This is a genomic window from Micromonospora sp. CPCC 205561 (assembly GCF_036906775.1).
GTDB lineage: Bacteria > Actinomycetota > Actinomycetes > Mycobacteriales > Micromonosporaceae > Micromonospora.
This window is the reverse complement of the sequence record NZ_JBAKHV010000001.1, coordinates 37,855-52,711: the sequence shown is the minus strand read 5'-3', so window position 1 is coordinate 52,711 and position 14,857 is coordinate 37,855. Positions and strand designations below refer to the sequence as shown.

The window sequence follows — 14,857 nt, the reverse complement described above, 5'->3', positions numbered from 1 at the left end:
GCCACTGTGCGGTCCGGGCAACCATTTCGGCGCGTACGCTGGCGCCATGTCTGCCGAGGAGCCGCTGTTCCGGGTCGTCCGCGGGGCGCCCACCGCCGAGGAGCTGGCCGCGCTGGTGGGTGCGATCGTCGTCCGCTCCCGCCCAGCCGCCGCGCCCCCGCGCACAGCCGCGTCCGCCTGGGCGCGCAGCGGTCGGCCGGCGGCGACGGCGGTCGCCGGTCCCGGCGCGTGGCGCGCTTCCGGCCTGCCCCGCTGACCCCTTTCCCGTACGGATCGCCGCAGCTCGGTGCCGCCGGGCCCACGCCGGGCGCCCGGCGGGCTCCGGCTCGGGGCTGCCGCCATCGCCGGGAACCCATTAACCTCACTCAGGGAAACGGTGCAGTGACAGGTAGGGAGGGGCCGATGATCCCCGAGGAGGACCGCCCGGCGTCCTGGCTCCGCGGCTACGGCGGCATCGAGGCCGACATCCGCCAGCTTCGCGAGTTCGCCGACAAGCTCCAGGCCGAGGTGGAACGCAACTACGCGCCGCACCTGTCGTACATCGCCGAGGACATGACAGCGCCGGTGCCCAACCCGGCCGACGCCTTCATCGAGCTGGTCAACTTCCTGCGCGCCCACCACGAGACACAACAGGCCGCCGCCGACATGGTCTGGGGGGTCCGCGACGCCACCGGCCACCTGGCCGGCGCCGCCGGCACCGTCGCCGAGCGCTACACCGGGTCGGACGCCTTCGCCTCCGCCCGGGTCACCGACGTCGAGCGGGCGCTCGCCAATCCGGCGACCGCCGCGCCCCGCGGCCCCTCACCGGTGCTGCACGACCCCACCGGGCCGGAGCCCGCGCCGGGACGCGGGCCGGTGGTGCTGCCGTGATCGAGCGGGGCAGCGCCGGCCGCACGTCCGGCCTCACCGACTGGCGGCTGATGGACGTGGCCAGCATGTGGGCGTGTCTCCAGGACCACGACACCACCAACCACTGGAAGCAGGTCGCCGGCTGGCGGAAGGTCTGCGACCTCGCCCGGGCCCACCTCAGCCGGCTCCAGGAATACCGCCGTGGGCTGGCGGAGGCCTGGCCCCCGGAGACCAACGAGGCCGCCCAGGCGTACGTCCGCGAGCTGGACGAGCTGATCGACAAGGTGCGGCGCACGCACGACGCGGCCAGCGCCAACTACACCGCGCTCTCCGCCGCCACGCAGGCCATCGGCGCCACCCGCACCGAGCTGAAGAAGATCTACGACACCTACGCCGTCAAGGTCCGGGAGAAGCAGACGTACGACGCCGCGCTGGCCGATCCGAAGGCGGCCATGGGCAGCCGCGTCCCCGACCGTCCGGTGACGGATGCCGACCTCGAACGGCTAAACGTCCAGGCGCGCGGCATCATGTACGGCCTCAGCGGCGAACTCCAACACGCCCAAGTGATGCTCCAAAAGCCGCCTCCTGTCAGACCACCAAAGCAAACAGATGATCCGGATATCTATGGCAGCCCGGGCACAGTACCGGCCATCCCCCCAATTCTGCCGATGCCGATCACCGGGAAGCCTGTAGGTCTTTCGTCACCTAAACAGCCGAGCAGTGTCGCTACGCCCGCCCCCACCCCGAAAATGCCAACAAGCGGCCCAATTCTTGGTGGAGCTGGTCCGGGACTAGCACCACCTCCAGCTATTCTTCCAGCATCAGGTACGCCGTCCACTTCTGCCGCCGCCGCCACGCCAGGGATCGGAACAACACCGATGATCCCTGGCGCAGCCTCTCATCCGCAAAGTTCACGCCCATCACAAACGCAACCCGGGCACACGGGGCGCTCAATCTCCGGAAACACGAATGGCATACCTAGCGGCAGCTCTCCAGTTCAGCCACGACCAATGCCACCCGGAGGCCTGATTGGGGGTACCCCTGCGATGGGCCTTGGCCAGCCTGGCGCAAGCAATAGCCAGCCGCGCCGAGTTAACCCGATCGGCGGGGTGATCGGCGGCGGAGGCGCAGGCACATCGCCAACCGGCGGCGCTGGCTCCCGACCGGGTGGCGCTCGAGGCGTTGGACCCGCACATGGAGGGTCCTTCCGAGGAGACTTACCTATGGGCGGCATCCCCGGCCCTGCGAGCACTAACCTTGGCGGGGTAACGGGGCGGCCGACACGACGCGATCCTGAAGAACCGCGCCATTGGGATCCTGCCCATCCGTGGCAAACCGAACAGGGCGTGGCTCCGGTTGTGCGCCCCCCGGATGAGGAGGGCCCGATCGACCCAGGCCCCGCCATCGGAATGAACAGGTGAAAGTTCCTTTAATCCTGACCGTGTTGACTACGCTGATGCTCTCAACTACGCCGCTTTATCCACTCAATTCTAAAACGGCCAAACCTGCATTCGCTCCAGGGATTCATCAGGTTGCGCCCAACATCCGGGCCGACCAGTGGCATCTGCGTTACCTCAAGGTTGATCGAGTCCATAGAATCACCCAGGGCGAGGGCTTAATCGTAGCCGTCCCCGACACCGGGGTAAATCCGCATCCAGACCTACAGAAGAACCTGCTTCCGGGTATCGACATCATTCCTGGAGGCTCCGGCGATGGCCGAAAAGATTTGGACAGCCACGGCACCGCCATGGCCGGACTAATCGCCGCTCACGGCAGGAGCGGAGCTGAGGGCGCCCTGGGACTGGCTCCGAAGGCTAAAATAGTTCCAATTTTCGTTTCGCCGCCGAATGGCGAAGGGGAGCCAGACACACTGGCGCAGGGAGTCGAATACGCAATATCCCGCAAAGCCAAGGTGATCAGCATCTCCAGCGGCGGCCCCTCCAGTGCTCGCCTAGACCAAGCAGTAAAGCGAGCGCTGGCTTCCAACATCGTGGTAGTCGCGGCAGCCGGAAACAGGCCGACCGATTCGCGTGTCGGCTACCCCGCATCAATGGAGGGGGTCATTGCGGTCGGCGGCATCGACCGCGCTGGAAGACACGCAGCCATCTCTACAAGCGGGCCAGAGATCGATGTCGTGGCACCGGCCGTTGACATTTACAGCACAAGTATGGACACCAAATATTCAAGAGGCTCGGGAACCTCCGGTGCCACGGCGATTGTCGCTGGGGCGGTCGCACTGGTCAGGTCGAAGTATCCCGACCTTTCCGCTTCGGAGGTGGCGCATCGATTGACGGCCACCGCGATCGACAAGGGCCCTCCGGGACGGGACGACGAGTACGGCCACGGGGTCATCGACCTGGTGGCGGCGCTGACGGCTGACGTACCGCCGCTGGGTTTCGGGTCGGCGACGGCGGGCGCTCCGGCCTCCACCGCCGCGACCACGGCGCCGGTCGCGGCGCCGGGCGACGACGGGGACGGCGCGGCGACCGCGCGGGGCCTGGTCACCCTGGGGGTCATCGCGGCGGCCGGCGGGGCGTGGGCACTGTTCTCCCGGCGCCGCCGACGAAGCGACGATCCGCCGCCTCGGATCAGCCGCTGAAGCGCGGGTCCGCGTCGCGTCGGCCCGCGGGGGCGTGGCTCGGCCGGACGACGCCACGGTGAGCCGGTAACGTCGACGGGGTGCCGAAATCCATGCCGCTCCGCCTCGTGCTCGCCTCGGCGAGCCCCGCCCGACGCAAGATTCTCCAGGCCGCCGGGATCGAACCGGACGTGCTGGTCAGCGGCGTCGACGAGTCCCTTGTGGTCACCGAGCGGGCCGACGAGCTGTGCCTGGAACTGGCCCGGATGAAGGCGCAGGCGGTGCTCACCCGGCTGCGGCCGGCCGGCGACCAGCGGACGCTGGTGATCGGGTGCGACTCGGTGCTGGCCTTCGAGGGGGAGATCCTCGGCAAGCCGGCCGACGCGGCGGACGCCACCCGGCGCTGGGAGCGGATGCGCGGGCGCAGCGGCGTGCTGCACAGCGGGCACTGCCTCATCGACGTCGAGGCCGGGCGGCGGGCCGAGGCGGTTGCCTCCTGCGTCGTGCACTTCGCCGATGTCAGTGACGACGAGATCGCCACGTACGTGTCGACGGGCGAGCCGCTGGCCGTGGCCGGCGCCTTCACGATCGACGGGCTGGGCGGGCCGTTCGTGGAGCGGATCGAGGGCGACCCGAGCACGGTCATCGGGCTCTCCCTTCCTCTGCTGCGCCGCCTCCTCGCCGAGTTGGACCTGCGGATCACCGATCTGTGGACGAAGGTCGCGCCCGGTAACCAGTCGGTCGAACCGCTCGGCTAGCGTCCGTCCATGACCACCAAGTCGATCCCGCTCACTGCGGAACTGCACGCGTACCTGGTCGCGCACGGCTCCCCGCCGGACGAGATCATGCGGGACCTGGCCGAGGAGACCCGCGCGGCCCTGCCCGACGACGCGAAGATGCAGGTGGCGCCGGAGCAGGCCGCGTTCCTGACGTTCCTCACCCGGCTGCTCGGGGTCCGCCAGGCCGTCGAGGTCGGCACGTTCACCGGCCTGTCGTCGCTGGCCATCGCCCGCGGGCTCCCCGAGGGCGGGCGGCTGACCTGCTTCGACATCTCCGAGGAGTTCACCGGCATCGCCCGGCGGTACTGGGCACGCGCCGGCGTGGACGACCGGATCGAGCTGCGCATCGGCCCGGCCGGCGACACGCTGCGCGAGCTCCCCCACGAGCGCCACCTGGACTTCGCGTTCATCGACGCCGACAAGATCGGCTACCCGATCTACTGGGCGGAGCTGGTGCCCCGGATGCGCCCGGGCGGGGTGATCGCGGTCGACAACGTGCTGCGCGACGGCCGGGTGATCGCCCCACAGAACGCCGAGGACCGGGCGGTGGCCGCCTTCAACGACGAGGTGCTCGCCGACGTCCGGGTCGACGCCGTGATGCTCCCGGTCGCCGACGGCCTCACGCTGGCCCGCGTGCGCTGACGGGGGCCGGCCGGCCCCCGCGCGACCGTGGTGCGCAACGCCCCTCCGAGGGCCGTCGGGTACCGGGGTTCAAGCCGTGGGGGCCACCGGGAGCCGGGCGAGACGCCCACGGAGGCGGCACCGGGCGTCAGGCAGCGGCCGGGGAGCGGACCTCTGCGGGGGTCGGGCGCAGGGCGCGGCCCAGGCGGGCGGCGAGCAGGGCGGCCACCGCGATGAAGCCGGGCAGCAGCAGGAAGGCCAGGTGCGGACCGACCCCGTCGGCCACCCAGCCGAGCGCGACCGGCGCGATCCCGAAGCCGACCCCCATGGAGTACGACGCCCAGCCGGCGGCCCGGTCCGCGGCCGGGCCGGCGACGGCCAGCGCGATCGAGATCGCCAGCGGGTAGTGCAGCGCGTTGCCGAGGCCCAGCACGACCAGGCCGGTGACGGCGAGCCAGCCGACCGGGGCGACCCAGAAGAGCGCGAACCCGACCAGCGACAGGCACAGCGCGGCCAGGAGGAGCGGTGCGGGGCGGTACCGCAGGGCGAACCGGCCCCCGACCAGCCGGCCGACGAACATGCCGCCGACGATCGCGGCGACGGCGGCCGAGGCGGTGCCGGTCGCCATCCCGGCGTGCGAGCGGAGCACGTCGGCCGTCCAGAGCGACAGGCAGACCTCGATCGAGCCGGTGACGGCCATCAGCACCCAGGCGATCCAGTACGCCGGGGGGAGCCGCCGGCCGGACCGGTGGGCGTCGGCCGCCGGGGCGGCGTCGGCGGGCACACCGCCGGCGGGCGCGAGGGCGGGCGCACCGCCAGGCGCGCCGGTCGGGGCGGGGCGCGGGAGGCGTACGCGGAAGGTCAGGGCGGCGAGCGCGACCAGCGCGATCAGGCCGGCCTCGACGGCCATCGCCGGCCGCCAGCCCCACCCCGCGTCGACGCTGGCGCCGATGACGAGCGGGGCGAGGATGCCCGCGCCGGCGCAGACGGCGTTGGCCTCGGTCAGCGCCGCCGGGGCGCCGGCGCCGTGCCGGTCGGTGAGCACCACGGCCACGCCGCTCACCACCAGCATGCCGAAGGTGGCGATCACCGCGACGGCGGCGATGGTCGCGGGCAGGACGCGGACGGCGCCGAGCACGGCGACGCCGAGGGCCACCCCGGTCAGTCCGGTCCAGATCGCCCGGCCTCGGCCGAACCGGCGGGCCAGGGGCGCGAAGAGCGCGCCGCCGGCCAGCGCACCGACGGCGATGCCGGTGCTGTGCAGGCCGGCGACGGCGGCGGAGGTGCCCTGTTCGTCGCGGAGCAGCGGCACGACCGGCCCGAAGCCGTAGAGGAAGAAGCCCCACAGCCCGAGCTGGGCGTAGGTCAGCCAGGTGAGCCGGTCACGGGTGAGGCGGGGCACCGGCCACACGCTACAAGCGTGGACCGGACGCCCCGCCCCTGGTGAGAGGCAGCTCTCGTCAGGACCGGGGAAGGTCCTCCTCCGCGACGAGGTGGGTTCAGCGGACGCTGCGGGCGAACTGGCGGGCCGCCCAGAAGACACCGGCCGCGGCGAGGATCGCGATGATGCCGAGCCCCTGCCAGACCTTGTCGTCACCGAGGTTGCCGGCGAAGAGGGCCCGGGTGCCGTCGACCGCCCAGGAGAACGGGTTCCACTCGGCGACGCCCTGGAGCCAGCCCGGGGCGAAGGTCAGGGGCAGCAGGATGCCGGAGAGCAGCAGCACCGGCTGGGCCACGGTGTTCATCAGCGGGGCCAGCGCGTCCTCGCTCTTGACCTTGAGCGCGATGCCGTAGGAGACGGCCGAGGTCATCAGCGCGATCAGGGCGAGCATCAGGTACGCCAGCAGCAGGTCGACGAGGGAGACGCGCAGGTCGAACAGGAGCGCGAGCAGGGTGATGATGACCGCCTGCACGATGAGTGACACCACGTCGCGCAGCGAGCGGCCGAGCAGCAGGGCGAGCCGGCTGACCGGGGTGACCCGGGAGCGTTCGATGACGCCGGCGCGCAGCTCGGCGATCAGGCCGAAGCCCTGGAACAGGCCACCGAAGATGGCCAGCAGCACCAGCAGGCCCGGTACGAAGATCTTGTAGGCCTCCGCCTGCGTGGGCGCGTTCAGCGCCGGCTTGAGCAGCGGGGCGAAGAGCAGCAGGTACATCACCGGCTGGAAGACGCCGACGAAGACCCAGACGGGGTTGCGCAGCAGCAGCTGGAGTTGGCGCTGGAAGATCAGCCAGGTGTCACGGGCGAGTTTCATGAGGTCTCCGGTCTGGGCTCAGGACTCGCGCAGCGAGCGGCCGGTCTTGGTGAGGAAGACGTCGTCGAGGCTGGGCCGGTGCAGCTCGATGGAGCTGAGCCCGAGGCCGGCGGTGTCGACGCGGCGCAGGATCTGCGGGATGGCGGTGGCGCCCTCGTCGACGTAGAGCCGCAGGCCACCCTCGTCGGCGGTCTCCAGCTTGTTGACGTACGGCTCGCCGTCGAGCAGCTGCGCGGCCTGCGGGGTGGCCGCGGCGTCGAGCCCGACGAGCACGACGTCACCGGAGATCTCGCGCTTCAGGCCCGCCGGGGTGCCCTCCGCGACCACCTCGCCGTGATCCATGATCGCGATGCGGTCGCAGAGCGCGTCGGCCTCCTCCAGGTAGTGCGTGGTGATGAAGACGGTCATGCCGTCGGTACGCAGCCGCCGGATCTCGTCCCACATGTGCGCCCGACTCTGCGGGTCGAGGCCGGTGGTCGGCTCGTCCAGGAAGACGATCTTCGGCTCGTGGATGATGCCGAGGGCGATCTCCACCCGCCGGCGCTGGCCGCCGGAGTACGTCTTGCACTTGCGGTCGGCGTACTCGCTGAGCTGGAAGGCGTCGAGGGCGCGGGCCGCCCGGCGGTGCGCGTCGGTCTTGCCGATGCCGTACATCCGCGCGTGCAGCACGAGTTCCTCCCGGGCGGTGGACTCGTCCCAGGTGCTGCCGCCCTGGGCCACGTAGCCGATGCGGCGACGCACCTCGGCCGGGTTGCTGCGCAGGTCGGCCCCGGCGATGGTGGCCTCGCCGCCGTCCGGCTCGATCAGCGTGGCCAGCATCCGCAGGGTGGTCGTCTTGCCGGCCCCGTTGGGACCGAGGAACCCGAAGATCTCCCCCTCGGCGACCTTCAGGTCGACGCCGCGCACCGCGTCGACGGTCTTCGTCTGGCGACCCTCGCGGGAGCGGAACGACTTCCGCAGCCCCCTGGTCTCGATCATCTCTGCTCCTGGTCGTCCGGGCCGGTGCCACCGGCCTCCTGCCTGTCCCTCGGAGACGACGCCGGACGGCGTGCTCCCCCGCAGCGTCGCGAGCAGGCTAACGCGATATAACTTTTCTAGTCAACGTTGATTATTCTTGCGCGCCCCGGGGCGGCAGTCGCTCCTCCCAGCCCTCCCACCCGTGCGCCCCCTCCATCCCGTCCGGCAGGTACGGCACCCCCGACTCGACCCGCTCCGCGATCCGCTCGCACCAGGTGATCTCCGCCTCCGACCGAGCCGTCCACAGCTCGAACATCCACCCCACGTGCACCGGCTTGGTCTCACGCATCCAGCCAGAACTCAACGACGTGCGCATCCACTCGACACCGGCACGCAGCAGGTTCGCCCGGTTCCGCAGGGCCGCCGCCGCCTCCTCGCGGGGCAGCGCCGGCAGGAAGGAGAACGCCGCCGTGAACGGATCCGGCGGCTCGTGCAGCTGCCACCAGAGCCCACGCAGCAGCGACTCGAACTCCTCCTCGCCCTTCGGCGTCACCTCGTACGTGGTCCGGGCCGGGCGGGCGCCCACCTGCTCGGTGGCCACCTCGCGCAGCAGCCCTTCCTGGGTCAGCTTGCGCAGGGCGTGGTAGATCGAGCCCGGCTGCACGTTCGCCCACTTGTCGGCGTTCCAACTGAGCAGCTCACGCCGCACGTCGTAGCCGTGCACGGGCTGCATCCAGCGCACCAGGCCGAGGATCATCATTCGCGTGGCAGACACCGGGTAAGCGTAATAAGCAAATTTGACTAAGGCGCCGCGAGGCAGTGCGGCATCCCACACTGAGCGATCGTTAGGGTCACCAGGGTGGCCGATACACTCCCGGTCAGTAACCCTCCGGGAGGAGTCAGCAAGGTGCGCAAGGTACTCATCGCCAACCGCGGCGAGATCGCCGTCCGCGTCATCCGCGCCTGCCGCGACGCCGGTCTGGGCAGCGTCGCCGTCTACGCGGACTCCGACCGGGACGCCCTGCACGCCACGCTCGCCGACGAGGCGTACGCGCTCGGCGGGGACAGCGCCGCCGAGACGTACCTGCGCATCGACAAGCTGCTGGAGGTCGCCGCGAAGGCCGACGCCGACGCGGTCCACCCGGGCTACGGCTTCCTCTCCGAGAACGCCGACTTCGCCCAGGCCGTCCTCGACGCCGGGCTGACCTGGATCGGCCCCACCCCGCAGGCGATCCGCGACCTCGGCGACAAGGTCACCGCCCGGCACATCGCCCAGCGCGCCGGCGCGCCCCTGGTCCCCGGCACTCCCGACCCGGTCGGCGGCCCCGACGAGGTGATGGCGTTCGCCGTCGACCACGGCCTGCCGGTCGCCATCAAGGCCGCCTTCGGCGGCGGCGGGCGCGGGCTGAAGGTGGCCCGCACCATGGAGGAGATCCCGGACCTGTTCGAGTCGGCCACCCGCGAGGCGGTCGCCGCGTTCGGCCGGGGCGAGTGCTTCGTCGAGCGCTACCTGGACCAGCCCCGCCATGTCGAGGCACAGGTGCTGGCCGACCAGCACGGCAACGTGATCGTGGTGGGCACCCGGGACTGCTCGTTGCAGCGCCGGCACCAGAAGCTGGTCGAGGAGGCGCCCGCGCCGTTCCTCACCGACGCGCAGCGCGCCCAGATCCACGACAGCGCCAAGGCGATCTGCCGGGAGGCGGGCTACCACGGCGCCGGCACGGTGGAATACCTGGTCGGCGCCGACGGCACCATCTCCTTCCTGGAGGTCAACACCCGCCTCCAGGTGGAGCACCCGGTCACCGAGGAGACCGCCGGCATCGACCTGGTCCGCGAGCAGTTCCGGATCGCCGACGGTGAGAAGCTGCGCTTCACCGAGGACCCGACGCCGCGCGGGCACTCCATCGAGTTCCGGATCAACGGCGAGGACCCGGGCCGCAGCTTCCTGCCCGCCCCCGGCACGGTCACCGCGCTGCGGCTGCCCACCGGCCCCGGCGTGCGGGTGGACACCGGAATCTCCGCCGGCGACGTCATCGGCGGCAACTTCGACTCGCTGCTGGCGAAGGTGATCGTCACCGGCGAGACGCGTACCGAGGCGCTGGAGCGCGCCCGCCGCGCCCTGGACGAGATGGTCGTCGAGGGGATGGCCACCGCGCTGCCGTTCCACCGGCTGGTGGTCCGGGACGAGGCGTTCACCGCCGAGCCCTTCGCCGTGCACACCCGGTGGATCGAGACCGGCTTCGACAACACCGTCCCGCCCTTCGCCGCCGCCGCCGGCCCCGGCGAGGCGCCGGCCGGGCGCGAGACCGTCGTGGTCGAGGTGGGCGGCAAGCGGCTGGAGGTCAGCCTCCCCGCCGGCCTCGGCGGGGGTACCACCGCCACGACGCCCGCCACCCGCAAGCCGGCCCGCCGGGGCGGCGGGACCAGGGCCGGCGTCGCGGCCAGCGGCGACGCCCTCACGTCCCCGATGCAGGGCACCATCGTCAAGATCGCGGTCGCCGAGGGCGACACCGTCGCCGAGGGTGACCTGGTCGTGGTGCTGGAGGCGATGAAGATGGAGCAGCCGCTGCACGCCCACAAGGCGGGCACGGTCGGCGGCCTCGCGGCCGGGGTGGGCGCCGTCATCACCGCCGGCGCGGTGATCTGCACCATCGCCTGACGGCTCGCCCCGGCAGCCCTCGCCGTGCGGGCGGGCCGACGTCAGCGCAGCTCGGCGCCGGCCGCCGCCCGGACGGCCTCGGTCAGCGCGTCCAGGGTGGCGGACCCGATCCGCCAGTGCTGCCAGTACAGCGGGCGGTCCAGGTGGCGCCCCGCACCGAGGTCGACGCAGCGCCCGGCGGCGACGTCGGCACGGGCCGTCCGCTCCGGCACCATGCCCCAGCCCAACCCCGACCGCACCGCCTCGTTGAAGCCGTCGAAGGACGGCACGTAGTGGGTCGGCGGGTCGAGCCGACGCCGGGTGACGGTGCGGGCGAAGCGGTGCTGGAGCCGGTCCTTCCGGTCGAACGCCATCATCGGCGCCGCCGCCAGGGCGGCCTCGGTGGGGCCGTCGGGGAAGTGGCGGGCGGCGAAGCCGGTGGCGGCCAACGCGACGTACCGCATCGCGCCCAACCGCTGCACCCGGCAGCCCCGCACGGCCTCGCGCTGCGCCGTCACCGCCGCCATCGCCGTACCGTCGCGGAGCAGCTCGGCGGTGTGTTCCTCGTCGTCCCGGCGCACGTCGAACAGGAGCGACAGCTCGGCGGGGAGCCGCGCCAGCGCACCGACGAACCAGGTGCCGAGCGAGTCCCCGTTCGCCACGATCGTCACCCGGGTGGGGGCCGGACCGCCGGCCCCTGACGGCCGGGCGGCCTCCAACGCCTCCCGCTCCAGGAGGGCCACCTGCCCGGCCAGCCGCAGCAGCGGTCGCCCCGCGTCGGTGGCCTGGCACGGCTTCGTCCGGCGGACGAGCACCTGCCCGACGGATTGTTCCAGCGCCTTGATCCGCTGGCTGACCGCCGAGGGGGTGACGTGCAGCGACCGCGCCGCCGCCTCGAAGCTGCCCTCGCGGACCACCGCGACGAACGTCCGGAGCTGCGTGGAGTCGGGCATGATGAAGCTGAGCTTATCCACCATGAGAATCCTTAGCTGGGCTGCATCGGCTCCGGCTCGTAGCGTCGGGGCGTGCCCGACATACTCAGCAGCTCCGTGGCCGCCTCGGCCGCCTCCGGCTTCTCCCTCTCCATCGCGCTGATCGCCGCCATCGGCGCACAGAACGCCTTCGTCCTGCGGCAGGGCCTGCGCCGGGAGCACGTGCTGGCGGTGGTCGCCGTCTGCGCCGCGTCCGACGCGCTGCTCATCTCGCTCGGCATCGCCGGAATGGGCACCGCCGCGGCGGACCACCCCGCCGTGCTCGGCGCCGTCCGCTGGCTCGGCGCCGCGTTCCTGCTCGGGTACGCCGCGCTGGCCGCCCGGCGGGCGCTGCGGCCCGGCGCGCTCTCCCCCGCCGACCGGCCGCCGGCCACGTTGAGGGCGACGGTGCTGGCCTGCCTCGCGTTCACCTACCTCAACCCGCACGTGTACCTGGACACCGTCCTGCTGCTCGGCGGGGTGGCCCGCCAGCATCAGCACCACTGGGTCTTCGGCGCGGGTGCCGCGCTGGCCAGCGTGGTCTGGTTCACCGCCATCGGCGCCGCCGCCCACCGACTCGCGCCCGTGCTGGCCCGCCCGACGGCCTGGCGGCTCGTCGACGCGACGGTCGCCGTCGTGATGACCGCGGTCGCGGCGACCCTGCTGCTCCGCTGAGCGTGCCGGGCGCCGGGCGTGGTCCGGGTGTTTTCCGCTACCACCGGGGGCGGGGGCGGCGACGGGCGGGAATGATGGCCGGGTGCGGTTCCTTAACGGCGCGGTCCCCGCGCACGACCTGACCTACAACGACGTCTTCATGGCGCCCGCCCGTTCCGAGGTGGGGTCGCGGCTCGACGTCGACCTGGCCGCCAGCGACGGCACGGGCACCACCATCCCGCTGGTGGTGTCGAACATGACGGCCGTCTCCGGCCGGCGGATGGCCGAGACGGTCGCCCGGCGCGGCGCGATCGCGGTCATCCCCCAGGACATCCCGATCGAGGTGGTGGCGAACGTCGTCGCCTGGGTCAAGCGGCGGCACCTGGTGCACGACACGGCGATCACGCTGGGGCCTACCGACACCGTCGGCGACGCGATCCACCTGCTGCCCAAGCGGTCGCACGGCGCCGTGGTGGTGATCGACGAGGAGAGCCGGCCGCTGGGCGTGGTGACCGAGGCGGACACCGTCAGCGTGGACCGCTTCGCCCAGCTCCGGCACGTGATGTCCACCGAGCTGCACACCGTGCCGGCCGACGCGGACCCGCGTACCGGCTTCGACCGGCTCTCGGCGGGCCGGCGCCGGCTCGCCCCGGTGGTCGACGACGAGGGCCGGCTCGTCGGGGTGCTGACCCGGCAGGGCGCGCTGCGGGCGACCCTCTACCGGCCGGCGGTGGACGACCGGGGCCGGCTGCGGGTCGCCGCCGCTGTGGGCATCAACGGCGACGTGACCGGCAAGGCGGCGGCGCTGCTGGAGGCCGGGGTGGACACGCTGGTCGTGGACACCGCGCACGGCCACCAGGAACGGATGATCGCCGCGCTGCGGGCGGTCCGCGCGCTGGACCCGGCGGTCCCGGTCGCGGCCGGCAACGTGGTGACCGCCGAGGGCGTACGCGACCTGGTGGATGCGGGGGCGGACATCGTCAAGGTCGGCGTCGGCCCGGGTGCGATGTGCACCACCCGGATGATGACGGGAGTGGGTCGGCCGCAGTTCTCCGCCGTGCTCGACTGCGCCGCGGCGGCCCGGCAGCTCGGCCGGCACGTCTGGGCCGACGGCGGCGTACGGCACCCGCGCGACGTGGCGCTGGCGCTGGCCGCCGGCGCGTCGAACGTGATGATCGGCTCCTGGTTCGCCGGCACCTACGAGTCTCCCGGCGACCTCTACACCGACGCGGACGGCCGGCGCTACAAGGAGAGCTTCGGCATGGCCTCGGCGCGGGCGGTCAGCGCGCGGACGGCCGACGACAGCGTGTACGACCGGGCCCGCAAGGCGGTCTTCGAGGAGGGCATCTCCTCGGCCAGGATGTACCTGGACCCGGCCCGCCCCGGCGTGGAGGATCTGATCGACGAGATCATCGCGGGGGTACGCAGCGCCTTCACCTACGCGGGCGCGCGGGACCTGGCCGAGTTCCACAAGCGGGCGCTGGTCGGCGTGCAGAGCGCGGCCGGCTACACCGAGGGGATGCCGCTGCCCACCAGCTGGTGACACGGCCGCCGGCCCGCGCCGCCCGCCGCGACCGGAACTGCCCGCCGTGACCGGCCACGCGCCGTGACCGGCCCGAGCGCCGGCCGCGATGACGGTTCGGCGGGGTCGGCCGGCCGGCGACCGCCGGACGTGCCAGCCCGGGCGGACGTGTCGGCCCGGGCGGACGTGCTTCACGTCGGCCCTGTCGAGCTGATGTCGTAGACGATTCAGCTCGAAAGGCCTCGCGTGGGGCGGTCGGTCCGGCCGGTGGAGTTCCGCCGCCCGGCCACGGCGCTGGCTGCGCTCCGGCCCGGCCACAGACCGCCCGGCCGGGTCCGCTCGTTGTCTTGGGCCCGGCGGGAGGATCGCGGGCCCGGCGGGAGGAATCGTCAGGGCTCTGGGAAAAGGCGGTGGACGACGACGCGGGCCGCGGCCCGTGGGTCCTCGCCGACGCGGGCCGGCAGCGCGCCGGAGAGCCAGAGCGTGGCGAAGCCGTGCACGATCGACCAGGCGGCGAGCGCGTCGCCCTGCGGGTCCTCCGCCGTAGGGCGTCCCTCGGGCAGCGCGGCGACTCCCGAGCGCAACGCGTCGCCGGCGCGCTCGCGGGCGGCCACCAGTTCCTCGGCTTCCGGCCGGTAGAGGTCCGGGCGGAACATGACCTCGAAGTGCGCGCGGTGCCCGACGGCGAAGTCGACGTACGCGACGCCCCTGTCCAGCAAGTCTCCACCGGCGGCGAGCAACGCCTCGGCGAGCAGGTCGAAACCCTCGGCGGCGAGGGCGGTGAGCAGCCCGGCCTTGTCGCCGAAGTGGTGTGCCGGGGCGGCGTGCGACACACCGGCTCGACGGGCCAGGTCGCGCAGGCTCAGTGCCCCCGGGCCCGTCTCCTCGATCACCCGCACCGCCGCCGCGAGCAGTGCCCGCCGCAGGTCGCCGTGGTGGTAGCCGCGCGTTCCCGTCATCCCGGGAGCCTATCTTTCCGTTGACAAGATGACACCTCCGGGGCAATCTTGTCGACGACAAGTTCTTCCTCGGG

General features: G+C 72.6%; 15 protein-coding genes. 9 read left to right on the top strand and 6 right to left on the bottom strand.

Features of this window, described 5'->3' with window-relative positions; translation table 11 throughout:
- Window positions 1–46 precede the first annotated feature (46 nt).
- From V6V16_RS00240 to V6V16_RS00215, 6 genes are all read left to right on the top strand, one after another.
- A complete protein-coding gene (locus V6V16_RS00240) occupies window positions 47–256 on the top strand; it encodes an acyl-CoA carboxylase epsilon subunit (protein ID WP_334558349.1) in 210 nt (69 codons plus the stop codon).
- Between the two features lie 146 nt (window positions 257–402).
- Entirely contained in the window at window positions 403–870 is a 468-nt protein-coding gene (locus V6V16_RS00235) for a hypothetical protein (RefSeq protein WP_334558348.1), read from the top strand.
- Window positions 867–2,270, top strand: a complete 1,404-nt coding sequence (locus V6V16_RS00230) for a hypothetical protein (RefSeq protein WP_334558347.1) — start codon at window positions 867–869, stop codon at window positions 2,268–2,270. Before V6V16_RS00235 ends, V6V16_RS00230 begins: the two co-directional genes overlap by 4 nt.
- 35 nt (window positions 2,271–2,305) lie before the next feature.
- Entirely contained in the window at window positions 2,306–3,448 is a 1,143-nt protein-coding gene (gene mycP, locus V6V16_RS00225; protein WP_442934009.1) for a type VII secretion-associated serine protease mycosin, read from the top strand.
- Window positions 3,449–3,528: 80 nt separating this feature from the next.
- Window positions 3,529–4,185 (top strand): Maf family protein, encoded by a 657-nt coding sequence (locus V6V16_RS00220; RefSeq protein ID WP_334558345.1) that lies wholly within the window; start codon window positions 3,529–3,531, stop codon window positions 4,183–4,185.
- A gap of 9 nt (window positions 4,186–4,194) precedes the next feature.
- Window positions 4,195–4,848 (top strand): O-methyltransferase, encoded by a 654-nt coding sequence (locus tag V6V16_RS00215; protein WP_334558343.1) that lies wholly within the window; start codon window positions 4,195–4,197, stop codon window positions 4,846–4,848.
- 127 nt (window positions 4,849–4,975) lie between these two features.
- On the opposite strand, the gene V6V16_RS00210 is transcribed toward V6V16_RS00215, so the two are convergent.
- The 4 genes from V6V16_RS00210 to V6V16_RS00195 form a co-directional block, all read right to left on the bottom strand.
- On the bottom strand, window positions 4,976–6,229 hold the full coding sequence (locus V6V16_RS00210) for an MFS transporter (protein ID WP_334558342.1): 1,254 nt from the start codon (window positions 6,227–6,229) through the stop codon (window positions 4,976–4,978).
- Between the two features lie 97 nt (window positions 6,230–6,326).
- Window positions 6,327–7,082: an ABC transporter permease gene (locus V6V16_RS00205; RefSeq protein WP_334558341.1), complete on the bottom strand. Its 756-nt coding sequence runs from the start codon at window positions 7,080–7,082 to the stop codon at window positions 6,327–6,329.
- An 18-nt stretch (window positions 7,083–7,100) separates the two neighbouring features.
- Window positions 7,101–8,060: an ATP-binding cassette domain-containing protein gene (locus V6V16_RS00200; RefSeq protein WP_334558338.1), complete on the bottom strand. Its 960-nt coding sequence runs from the start codon at window positions 8,058–8,060 to the stop codon at window positions 7,101–7,103.
- 130 nt (window positions 8,061–8,190) lie between these two features.
- Complete coding sequence (locus V6V16_RS00195; RefSeq protein WP_334558984.1) at window positions 8,191–8,799, bottom strand: PadR family transcriptional regulator; 609 nt, start codon at window positions 8,797–8,799, stop codon at window positions 8,191–8,193.
- Between the two features lie 147 nt (window positions 8,800–8,946).
- On the opposite strand from V6V16_RS00195, the gene V6V16_RS00190 reads away from it, so the two are divergent.
- Entirely contained in the window at window positions 8,947–10,698 is a 1,752-nt protein-coding gene (locus V6V16_RS00190) for an acetyl/propionyl/methylcrotonyl-CoA carboxylase subunit alpha (RefSeq protein ID WP_334558337.1), read from the top strand.
- A 41-nt stretch (window positions 10,699–10,739) separates the two neighbouring features.
- Here V6V16_RS00190 and V6V16_RS00185 read toward each other — a convergent pair whose 3' ends face one another.
- Window positions 10,740–11,630 (bottom strand): LysR family transcriptional regulator ArgP, encoded by an 891-nt coding sequence (locus tag V6V16_RS00185; RefSeq protein ID WP_334558982.1) that lies wholly within the window; start codon window positions 11,628–11,630, stop codon window positions 10,740–10,742.
- A 96-nt stretch (window positions 11,631–11,726) separates the two neighbouring features.
- On the opposite strand from V6V16_RS00185, the gene V6V16_RS00180 reads away from it, so the two are divergent.
- Both V6V16_RS00180 and V6V16_RS00175 read left to right on the top strand, forming a co-directional pair.
- Window positions 11,727–12,323: a LysE/ArgO family amino acid transporter gene (locus V6V16_RS00180; RefSeq protein ID WP_334558980.1), complete on the top strand. Its 597-nt coding sequence runs from the start codon at window positions 11,727–11,729 to the stop codon at window positions 12,321–12,323.
- Window positions 12,324–12,405: 82 nt separating this feature from the next.
- Window positions 12,406–13,845 (top strand): GuaB1 family IMP dehydrogenase-related protein, encoded by a 1,440-nt coding sequence (locus V6V16_RS00175; protein WP_334558336.1) that lies wholly within the window; start codon window positions 12,406–12,408, stop codon window positions 13,843–13,845.
- Between the two features lie 368 nt (window positions 13,846–14,213).
- On the opposite strand, the gene V6V16_RS00170 is transcribed toward V6V16_RS00175, so the two are convergent.
- The gene (locus V6V16_RS00170) at window positions 14,214–14,783 is read right to left on the bottom strand and encodes a TetR/AcrR family transcriptional regulator (RefSeq protein ID WP_334558334.1); all 570 of its coding nucleotides are present in this window, start codon (window positions 14,781–14,783) and stop codon (window positions 14,214–14,216) included.
- Window positions 14,784–14,857 lie beyond the last annotated feature (74 nt).

Bases quoted from the DNA above. Each gene is read 5' to 3' on its own strand.
- V6V16_RS00240 (WP_334558349.1), top strand. From the start codon at position 47: ATGTCTGCCGAGGAGCCGCTGTTCCGGGTCGTCCGCGGGGCGCCCACC.
- V6V16_RS00235 (WP_334558348.1), top strand. From the start codon at position 403: ATGATCCCCGAGGAGGACCGCCCGGCGTCCTGGCTCCGCGGCTACGGC.
- mycP (WP_442934009.1), top strand. From the start codon at position 2,306: ATGCTCTCAACTACGCCGCTTTATCCACTCAATTCTAAAACGGCCAAA.
- V6V16_RS00215 (WP_334558343.1), top strand. From the start codon at position 4,195: ATGACCACCAAGTCGATCCCGCTCACTGCGGAACTGCACGCGTACCTG.
- V6V16_RS00205 (WP_334558341.1), bottom strand. From the start codon at position 7,082: ATGAAACTCGCCCGTGACACCTGGCTGATCTTCCAGCGCCAACTCCAG.
- V6V16_RS00200 (WP_334558338.1), bottom strand. From the start codon at position 8,060: ATGATCGAGACCAGGGGGCTGCGGAAGTCGTTCCGCTCCCGCGAGGGT.
- V6V16_RS00195 (WP_334558984.1), bottom strand. From the start codon at position 8,799: ATGATGATCCTCGGCCTGGTGCGCTGGATGCAGCCCGTGCACGGCTAC.
- V6V16_RS00185 (WP_334558982.1), bottom strand. From the start codon at position 11,630: ATGCCCGACTCCACGCAGCTCCGGACGTTCGTCGCGGTGGTCCGCGAG.
- V6V16_RS00170 (WP_334558334.1), bottom strand. From the start codon at position 14,783: ATGACGGGAACGCGCGGCTACCACCACGGCGACCTGCGGCGGGCACTG.